Source organism: Pseudorhizobium sp. NPDC055634 (assembly GCF_053618655.1).
The window spans coordinates 131,960-140,656 of record NZ_JBSHHW010000012.1 but is presented as its reverse complement, the minus strand read 5'-3'; the positions used below and the strand labels follow the sequence as shown (position 1 = coordinate 140,656).

The 8,697-nt window shown below is 61.7% G+C and carries 8 protein-coding genes and 2 other RNA genes; 6 read left to right on the top strand and 4 right to left on the bottom strand.

Annotated features, from left to right (window positions below):
* From ACWGPT_RS18370 to ACWGPT_RS18360, 3 genes are all read right to left on the bottom strand, one after another.
* A partial coding sequence (locus ACWGPT_RS18370) for an AraC family ligand binding domain-containing protein (protein WP_452607083.1) occupies nucleotides 1-310 on the bottom strand: 310 nt, incomplete at its 3' end.
* Between the two features lie 144 nt (nucleotides 311-454).
* Entirely contained in the window at nucleotides 455-1,153 is a 699-nt protein-coding gene (locus ACWGPT_RS18365; RefSeq protein WP_452607072.1) for an RES family NAD+ phosphorylase, read from the bottom strand.
* Nucleotides 1,147-1,560, bottom strand: a complete 414-nt coding sequence (locus ACWGPT_RS18360; RefSeq protein ID WP_452607071.1) for an MbcA/ParS/Xre antitoxin family protein — start codon at nucleotides 1,558-1,560, stop codon at nucleotides 1,147-1,149. The genes ACWGPT_RS18365 and ACWGPT_RS18360 overlap by 7 nt, the downstream gene beginning before the upstream one ends.
* A gap of 1,011 nt (nucleotides 1,561-2,571) precedes the next feature.
* On the opposite strand from ACWGPT_RS18360, the gene ACWGPT_RS18355 reads away from it, so the two are divergent.
* From ACWGPT_RS18355 to ACWGPT_RS18330, 6 genes are all read left to right on the top strand, one after another.
* The gene (locus ACWGPT_RS18355; protein WP_452607070.1) at nucleotides 2,572-2,880 is read left to right on the top strand and encodes a hypothetical protein; all 309 of its coding nucleotides are present in this window, start codon (nucleotides 2,572-2,574) and stop codon (nucleotides 2,878-2,880) included.
* A 188-nt stretch (nucleotides 2,881-3,068) separates the two neighbouring features.
* Nucleotides 3,069-3,428: a transfer-messenger RNA gene (gene ssrA, locus ACWGPT_RS18350) on the top strand.
* A 65-nt stretch (nucleotides 3,429-3,493) separates the two neighbouring features.
* Nucleotides 3,494-3,839, top strand: a transfer-messenger RNA (tmRNA) gene (ssrA, locus tag ACWGPT_RS18345).
* Nucleotides 3,840-3,955: 116 nt separating this feature from the next.
* Nucleotides 3,956-4,462 (top strand): SspB family protein, encoded by a 507-nt coding sequence (locus tag ACWGPT_RS18340; RefSeq protein WP_452607069.1) that lies wholly within the window; start codon nucleotides 3,956-3,958, stop codon nucleotides 4,460-4,462.
* A 12-nt stretch (nucleotides 4,463-4,474) separates the two neighbouring features.
* Nucleotides 4,475-4,669, top strand: a complete 195-nt coding sequence (locus ACWGPT_RS18335) for a DUF4169 family protein (protein WP_452607068.1) — start codon at nucleotides 4,475-4,477, stop codon at nucleotides 4,667-4,669.
* A 74-nt stretch (nucleotides 4,670-4,743) separates the two neighbouring features.
* Nucleotides 4,744-4,971, top strand: coding sequence for a ribbon-helix-helix domain-containing protein (locus ACWGPT_RS18330; protein ID WP_452607067.1), 228 nt, complete (start codon nucleotides 4,744-4,746; stop codon nucleotides 4,969-4,971).
* Between the two features lie 2 nt (nucleotides 4,972-4,973).
* Here the strand turns inward: ACWGPT_RS18330 and ACWGPT_RS18325 are convergent, their stop codons facing one another.
* Nucleotides 4,974-8,678 (bottom strand): AsmA family protein, encoded by a 3,705-nt coding sequence (locus ACWGPT_RS18325; protein WP_452607066.1) that lies wholly within the window; start codon nucleotides 8,676-8,678, stop codon nucleotides 4,974-4,976.
* Nucleotides 8,679-8,697: the final 19 nt, after the last annotated feature.

Sequence of the window (8,697 nt, the reverse complement as noted above, 5' to 3'; positions counted from 1 at the left end):
GATCAGGAAAGCCTGCAGGCGTCCATTCTGCGATTGCTGATGCCTGCCAATGCACCATCCAGAGTTCGGCGTCCGTTATGATATCCAGGCGATGCCGAACACCTGCCGGAACCCACGCCGCACGCGGAGGAGGCACCAGCCAGACCCCTTCCTCCGTATGGAGTTGGATCATGCCTGACGCAGCAAAGGTCAGCTGCGCTTCAGTGTGGGTGTGCAACGGCAACGCGGAACCACTTGGCTTCGCAACACGGCGAGTAGCAAAAGGTTGTTGCATGAGAAATGGCCTGTCGGCGATGCAGGTTGGCGTCACATCGAACAACTACTTCTATACCGTGGATTGGATCAAGGTTTGGGAGAACTTCCAATGAGAGCCGCGGCAATTCACGGATACGGGTGCAACGATGTTATGGACATTTCCACCCTTGTGGAGCAAATGCCCAAGATGACCCACCTGCTATGATACCGCTAGTACCGCCCCGGTGTCGTACTGGCGGACGAAATCGACCCGCGTGCCGTTCCAGTGATAACAGTAGTGCCGCCCTTGAACAGGACTCGTTATGGCGTCCGGCCAGAAGATGCCGATACAACGATGACCAGGCATTCGAACACTGTTCCACAAGAGGCCATCGCTTCCCGCTGCCCGAAGCCCACTTCCTTCCACATGGGAAGCGGAGTAATCGACCGGATCCAGCACGTCAGGCACCTTGTTCACATCGTCTAGTGCCCGGTCTATGCTGCCCACCAAAACACGAAAGTCCGACGTCCAACCCGGGGGCTGGGACGTTGAGCTCATGAACTTCTGATGGTGATGTATTGTCTCGGCGACTGCGACTTCTTCACGGTCGCCCGCATAGTAGATGCCATAGGTTCCGTCCGTGAAGCGTCCAGGTCGCCTGGTTGAGCAGTGGACGAACGGGGCCATTACATAGCTCGAGCCGGGGCCTGAAACTCGACGATGCGCGGGCACCTTCCCCAGATCGCCCACCTCATAACGAATTCGCGGATTCGTTTTAGCCTCCACGGCGACAAGGGCCTCCCAGTCGCGGGGGTCTGCGATGTCCTCGAACAGATCGATGGGGGGATAGATCGAACGAATGATGCGATAGGTTTTAGACCATTGTACGTGGGAACGGACAGCAAGTCCGCTTACCACGCGCTTCGCTCCGCATCGAGCCATTCACGCATAACGGCAAGATCAGCAAGCTCGCCTCCAAGCATCACGTCTAGCGCCGACTTGCCACCAAAAGCCGCATTAGGCGCTTTGATCCAGTCATATCCTCTTGCCGCATCTTTAAACAGATGCCGCACCCCCTTGTGGATACCCATGAGGTGAGCCATCCGCATTTTCAGGTCTCGATGGACCCGTCCTGGGCTACCTTCTTTCCACCTTGCCCAAGTGCGTGCTGATAGACCACCGAGCAAAGTGCAAGCCTGAGCGTCTGTAAGCTTCCAAGCGTTGAACAGGTTCACCGTTGTGCGAGCGAGTGCCTCTGCTTCGTCATCGGTGATTTCAGGCGATGCGCTGTTGAACGGAGTCGAGGAAATAGGTTGGAGTTGCATGACATCCTACTCTTTCTGGCGGAAAGATACCACATCTTCGCCAATTGGCAAATGACCTCACTGAACCGCATCACTCCGAAGGCGATCGGGGCTGCGCCGATACCACTGCTGGCTCCAGTCACGATCGAAGCTTATTGGCCAGTTCCATTCTATCGCCTGTTTATAATGCAGGAGATCGCTATTGTGCCTAACGCCGATCGCCACCCGTTTCCTGTCTGAGCGCAGAAGTCCCCATTGCGCCGTTCTCGGACCACCATATCCATCGTTCCGCAATTGCTTCCGAACAAAGAAGCGGGCGGCTTAGGCGGAGGGCTCCCTTCTGCCCGCTTATTCGATGGACTTTGGAGCGTGCAAGACAGTCGAAAATTAACGCACGTTGTCAGACAGATCGCCTTCAGCTTCAGGATACCACTGCTTGAAGAGCGTGAGATTTGGCTGGTCTCTCTCTTCCATACACGCGGCTATCAGATCATCCTTGCTGCGGAAGTCGCCATTAAGCGTCTCCAGTCTCTAATCGAGTCCCTAAACGGAACCACCGGGACCGGGTCCGTGCCAGCCCGATGTCCGGCGCGAAAAGAACGAGCTCCGAACTCGTGAATGGAAATTCTTGGCCGCCGAAATTGGGATGTCCGTAAGCCGTACCGATCAAACAAGGAGCTTGCCGCGTGGACATCGACCAGTCCTCTAAGATGGGCAAGGAGTGGCTGTCTACAAACGGTTGGAGCGGATATGACAACGCAAAGTTAAGGTCGTCAGTGAGACGGTCGTATTTCGCGATTTCACGCAAATCGCCTGGGGTCGGAAAATTGGACCGACCCTCTCTGATGATGATCATGGTAGGTATCCTAAAGGACTTCGACGAGGGAACCTGAAGACTCGATAAGAGCCTTTAACTGCCTCAGCTTAGCACGATTCGTTTATTTGACGCGATTAATCGCGTCAAATAAACGAATTACTATTCAAGCGACTGTTTTCGTTGCTCTCTTTTAGCCTTCGGATTAGCTGCAGGAGATGGCCGCTGATTATCCGCGTAATTTATTCAAAGCTGCACGAGCCGCGCTGAATATGAACAGCAGGCAATTCGCTGCGCATGCCAAGGTCAGCACATCCACTTTGTCGATGGCCGAGAACCCGTCGAGCTACGTCAAGACCAACACAGTCGAGAAAATTGGATTGGCGCTTGAAAGTTTGGGTATTGAATTTATTCCGCCTCAGCACGGCCGTGGACCAGGCTTTACAATAGCCCAAGAATCCCTAGCTGCGGACCCTGAGCCCGCCGCTATTCAGGCGCGGATCTTACCGACGACTAAACGGTCATAGAACACTCTCATCGTCGGATCGAGGTGCACTGAAGATTGCGTCCAAGCTGTCCGCTGGGACTTACCGCGGGAGCATATTTAGTGGCCAGACACGACTTGCAGGTAGGCCGTCCGGATTAGCAGCAGAGCGGGACTTTGGCCTGTCCGCTCTAGGAAGGGATCCCAAGCTCCTTCTGTTTGCCCAAATAGTCTCTTGAACAAGCCGACTAAGCCCCTTATCTTAGTGACGCTTCGAAAGAAGCTATGGCGCTAAACCGTTTGTGCAATAGATGTACAGGACGCGGCTTCGAAGCCGCCGCCTCCACCAGGAGATGTTGAAGAGGCAACATTTGCTGATGGGGGCGAAATGGGATCGACTGGCATTGAAAGACAAAAACTGTGCTCGGCATGATACCACCGTTATCGGGTCAAAAGTGTAGTTGCAAACGACAACAACGCTAAGGAATACGCTCTCGCTGCCTAATGGCGGTGTGGGAATTCCGATCTAAGTCCTTACGGTTAGCCCCGTAGGGCGGGGTTCGGAGGTACCTGGCAACAGAAACCTCCACCTAACCTCAGAAGCTTACTCATCGAGAGCGCTTGCCTGCGTATCTTAGCGACTTGGCTCTGTCGGCTAAATTTAGTCGACGACATGTCCATCGATGGCCGCCGCGAGCGGGCATTTGGTTGTCGGCTAAGTTCGTACTTCGTCATATAAGGTTCAGTACCCGGCGCCTCCACCACAAACCGGTCTTCGACGACCGGCTTGTGATGGGGGCGAAATAGGATCGACAAGGGTGTAAAGATCGAACTTTTGCTCGGCATGATACCACCGTTATCGGGTCAAAATAGTAGTTGCAAACGACAACTATGCGGAAGCTCGTCTCGCTGCCTAATGGCGGTGTGACACTTCAAATCAAGTCCTAAGGGGTCGCACTCTTAGGCGGGGTCCGAAGGCACCTGGCAACAGAAGCCTTCACCTTCTCCCTTTTTTCGAAATTATGTACACTGGCCATCAAGCCGGCGCTTTTCCGCGTATGGCTGGCGTGGCATAAGGATGCTTCGATAAAGCATCCAGAACTGAGAGACAGAACCGAATGGGGCAGGATCACATCCGCTACGATATCTTGGCGCAGGACGCACTGCGCGGTGTTATTCGCAAGGTCTTGAGCGAAGTCGCTGCCACCGGTCGGCTGCCTGGCGACCACCACTTCTTCATCACCTTCCTGACCGGCGCCCCGGGCGTGCGCATTTCGCAGCACCTCAAGGCCAAGTATCCCGAGCAGATGACGATCGTGATCCAGCACCAGTTCTGGGACCTGAAGATATCCGACACCCAGTTCGAGATCGGCCTGTCCTTCTCCGACACGCCGGAACGGCTGGTGATTCCCTTCAATGCGATTCGCGGCTTCTATGATCCGTCGGTGAATTTCGAACTGGAGTTCGAGGTCCCGATGGCCGAGGAGGACGAAGTGGCTTCTGCGGAGATCACTGCCATTCCCGTGGAGACTCCCGCACGGCCGGAGGCTGCCGAACAGACCGAAGGCGAGGAAAAGAAACCCGCCTCCGTCGTCTCGCTCGATTCCTTCCGCAAGAAACAGTAGGGAAATCGGGGCATGAGCGGTGACGTCGTCAACCTGCGTCAGGCCCGCAAGGCGAGACAGCGTCTCGACAAGGAGAGGCAGGCCGATCAGAACCGCCTCGCCTTCGGCCGCAGCAAGGCCGAAAAGACGCTGACCAAGGCGCTTAACCAGAAGGCCGAGCGCACCCTCGACCAGGGAAAGCTGGAGAAGCGGGACGATCGGGACTGATCGGCGTCATTCGGGACCACCGGACCGGTCACGCGCCACGCAGGGCATGGCTTCGCTTTCGGCAGGAGGCACGGGTGATCCGCAAACATTCCGCTACGCTGCATGGCCACCGCACCAGTTTTTCCCTCGAAGACGAGTTCTGGGAGGAGCTGAAGCGCATTGCGCGCGAAAGCGAACTCAGCGTCGCCGGCCTCATTGCCTCGATTGACGACGAGCGCCCCGCCGACAGCAACCTCTCCTCCGCCCTCCGCCTGCACGTCCTTCGATGGCACCAGCAGCAGGCCGCGGCGCATGCCGGCTGAGCCTATCGCTCGACGCCCGGCAGTCCCTGGATCGCCGGTGCTTCAAGGGCTGAGCCGCCCGGTGCGAGCAGTTCCTGAACCGGCGGCACGGTAAGCGCCGGCGCCTCGGCCTGCCGCCGGGCTTCCGCCTCCGCGGCCCTTGCGGCCGCTTCCGCCCGTTCCCGCTCCAGCCTTGCCGCCTCCTCTTCCCGCCGCGCCCGCTCCTCGGCCTCGGCCTTTTCGCGCGCTGCCTGGCGCTCGGCCGCAAGGAAGCGGTAGAGCGTGACTTCGCGCCTCAGCCGCTGCTTTTCGAGGACGCCGGCCTGCAGCATTTCCACACGGCGACGCTCGCGCTCGAAGGCCCGCAGCGACAGGAAGTTCGTCAGTGGCGCGACGTCGAAGACCACGGAGGGCTCGTCGAGACTGCCGGAATAGAGCCAGCGGACCGCAGGCTCTCCCCCCGCGAGCCCCTCGTCGCCGGGTACGAAGGAGACAGCCAGTTCACCGCGCAGCGCCTGCTCCGCGAGGTTTACCCTCGCCTCGCCGCTGACCCGGCCGTTGCCGGAAATCGCTGTGATGTTCTGGGCCCTCGCCTCGCCCCCCGTGATCGTGAAGGGGATCGCCACCTCGCTGAACGTCGCCTCTCCGCGGCGCACGAACCGCTCGGCCAGCGGGCGCACCTGCGCCTCGTCGACCTCGCCCCCGCCCTCGAGCATGTCGATTTCGGCAAGCAACGGCGGCAGCGCCTCCGGGTCGATGCGGCTCAGCGTCAGCGGCGCGATCTTGATCTCACCCGAACCGTTGAGCGAACCAAGGAGGTCGGCCGGCGTCTTCGCGGTGGATTCGGCTGCCACCACCGCATCGACGCGGCCGGTCGCAACCGGACCGTCCGGCCCCTGCCAGACCAGCGTCGCGAGGTCGGCGTCCTCCACGGTGAACCGTGTCTGGAAGATCCCCGTGCCGTCGCCATTGTTGATCGCGAGGCGCCCGGCGACCCGGCCGCCATGCCACGAACCCGCCGCGTCCTCGATCGCGAACCCGCTGTTGCGATGCTCGAGCGTCGCGGAGAAATCCCGGATATCGCCCATCCTGCCCGGGTCGAATACCCCGGCACGGATCTTCAGGCTCGCCTCGCTGGTCCCGAAGACCGGCATGGAGAAAGGCTTTGCGGACAGCTGGCCGGTGGCGGGATCCTGGACCGGCCCTAGGATGGCCTTCGAAAGCCAGGCAAGATCCAGACGGTCGACGCCGAGCTCGCCGGTAAGCCTGGTCACCGGAGCGGACCGGTCGAAGGTGAGATCGTCGCTTTCGATCGCATTCTCTCCCACCTCGCCGGAAAGCTTCGCGAGGCTGATGCGCTCTGGCGTGAAGCTGATCTGAGTCGAAAGGCTGGTCGGCAAGCCGGTCCCGAACTGCGGAATGCCTATGCCGGTCATCAGCAGGTAGGGTTCCACATCCTGCGACCGGAGCGTCAGGCGACCGTCACCGGTTCCGAAATCCGTCGGACCGAGGTCCACGTCGCCCTCGCCCTCGAACTGCGTGCGGGCGGTCGAAAAGGCCAGCTTGACCGCGGCAGGCTTGTCGCCGTCCTGCCTCACATCGAGCGACACCCGCGCCGCCCCGTCATCGCCGAGCGGCAAGGGGTCGAGCCCAAGCTGCCCAAGCAGCACCGCCGTCTGTTCGTTCTCCATCTGCAGGGAAAGCGAGCCCGCATTCCGCCCGGTCAGCGTGAACACGGCCGGCAGGGCCAGCTCGGCGTTGACGTCGCTGCCATTGCTGCTTCCCGTCACCGTGGCCGACAGCCCCGGCCGCTCGCCGCCGACGCGGATGTCGGCGGAGAGCCGGGTGTCGCTGAACCATCTGCTGCTTGCCGCAAGGCGCCCGAGGACGGGGTGGGCCGGAAGGCGCTGCTGAAGCATCCGGGTGAAGGCGGCGGGATCACTGATCCGCATCGTCGCCGTACCGCTTCCAGTGTAGTCGAGAAGCGACCCCTCCAGCCGCCCCTTGGCTTCGATCGAGGCTCCCGCCAGATTGCCGACCGTCAGTTTCTCAAGCGCCAGTTCGCCCTCGGCAAGCGTGAAGGTCGTATCCACCTCGTCGGCGGCGACGCCGGATGCGGTCAGCCGCGCGGCCTTCAGCCTGGCGGCGATGGCGTGGTCGAGTGCCGCCTCGCCGGCGTCGTTTCCGGTGATGAGTGAGCCCAGCGCCCGGATGGCGTCGATGTCGATCTCGTCGCCGGCAAGCTCGACGGTCAGCGAGGGGACCGCGTCCACCGGGGCATGCCGTTCGATGCTGCCGCGAAGCGTGGCGGGGCCGACGGCCAGCTCCAGGTCGTCGAAACGCTGAAGCTCCGGCGTCAGGTTGACGTTCGCGGAAAACCCGGCGGTCTTCAGGCGCCGGATGGCGGGGTCAACCGGACCGGACAGCCATGCGGCCAGTCCCGAGGGCTGGTTGGACGCCACGAGCAGGTCGCCGGCAAACGAGACGCGGTCCGTCAGCGTCAGCGCACCCTTGGCCTCCACCTGGGTGCGGCCGGGAAAGGTCGCGGCGAAACTGTCGACGGTCCACCCCGTGCCGGCGGGCCGCACGTCGATGCGGATGTCGCGGACGGTCGTGTCATTGGCGACGACGGCGGGCAGGCTGAAGCTCGCCCGTCCCGGCACCTGCGGAATGGGGATCTGCGCGGCGATGTCGATCACCGCCTGGATGCGCCGCTGGGCGGAGGCGGCCGCGTCCCGTCCGGTCTTGGCCCGCTCGCCCTCGCCAAGCCGATTGACGTCGATCTGCTGGCCTTCGGCCGTCAGCAGGAATTCCGGCGCCTCGCCGGTGTCGAGCGTCGCCTCCCCCGTCACCACGTAGGGATCGTTGAGGGGGCCGACCTCCAGCCTGTATTCGGGGATGCGCAGGCGGTCGTTCGTCAGTTCGAACCCGCCCTTGAGCCGCGGACCGGGCGCCGGCGCCTGCACCGGCTCGCTCTCGTCCTCCTCCTCGAGTGCATTCAATGCAAAGCGGCCCCTGTAGGCCGGCCGGTCGTCCGCGAGCATCAGGTCGCCGTCGAGTTCGATCGCCAGCGGCACGGCGTCGGGAAGCACCCGAAGCCGCAGGGGGAGCGTCCGGCCTGCCGCATCGCCCTCCCCGGTCGACAGCGTGAAGGCCGCCTCCTCGCCGTCGAGGGACCCGAAGCCCTCGCCGCGCCAGGGCCCGGCAAGCGATGCCGCCGAAAGGTCCGCGTTGAAACCGGCGAGCTGGCGGGTCTGGCCGCTCTGCTCGTCGATGATGTCGATCGTGCCGTCCGTGATGTGGACGTCCTCGATCACCACCGTCCGCAGCGGAATGTCCGCCCGGCTTCCCCGCATCCAGTCGAGGGTTCCGTCGGCAAGGATCCGCACCCGCGCCTTCGGCTCCTCCAGCCGCATGTCGAATATCCGCGCCTCGCCGGACAGGAAGGGCGCAAGTTCCATGTCCATGGAAAAGCGGGCGGCGTGCAGTTGCGGGAGACCGTCCCGATCCTGGCCGACCCGCACGTCGTGAAGCGTCACTGACGGGAACGGCAGGATGCGGGCGTCGACATCTCCGTGCACGACAACCTTCTTGCCGAGGATGCGGCTCGCCCGCTGCTCGAATTCCATGCGGAAATCGGTCCAGTCGACGAAGAATGGCGCAAGCAGAGCGGCGAACAGCGCCACCACCAGAAGACCACCAGCCGTCAAGAGGATGCGTCCGAGCACCTTGCGAGTCTCCCTGCGT

Coding starts and splice junctions, on each gene's coding strand:
- ACWGPT_RS18360 (WP_452607071.1), bottom strand. CDS start 1,560: ATGCAACTCCAACCTATTTCCTCGACTCCGTTCAACAGCGCATCGCCT.
- ACWGPT_RS18355 (WP_452607070.1), top strand. CDS start 2,572: ATGGCCGCTGATTATCCGCGTAATTTATTCAAAGCTGCACGAGCCGCG.
- ACWGPT_RS18340 (WP_452607069.1), top strand. CDS start 3,956: ATGGGGCAGGATCACATCCGCTACGATATCTTGGCGCAGGACGCACTG.
- ACWGPT_RS18335 (WP_452607068.1), top strand. CDS start 4,475: ATGAGCGGTGACGTCGTCAACCTGCGTCAGGCCCGCAAGGCGAGACAG.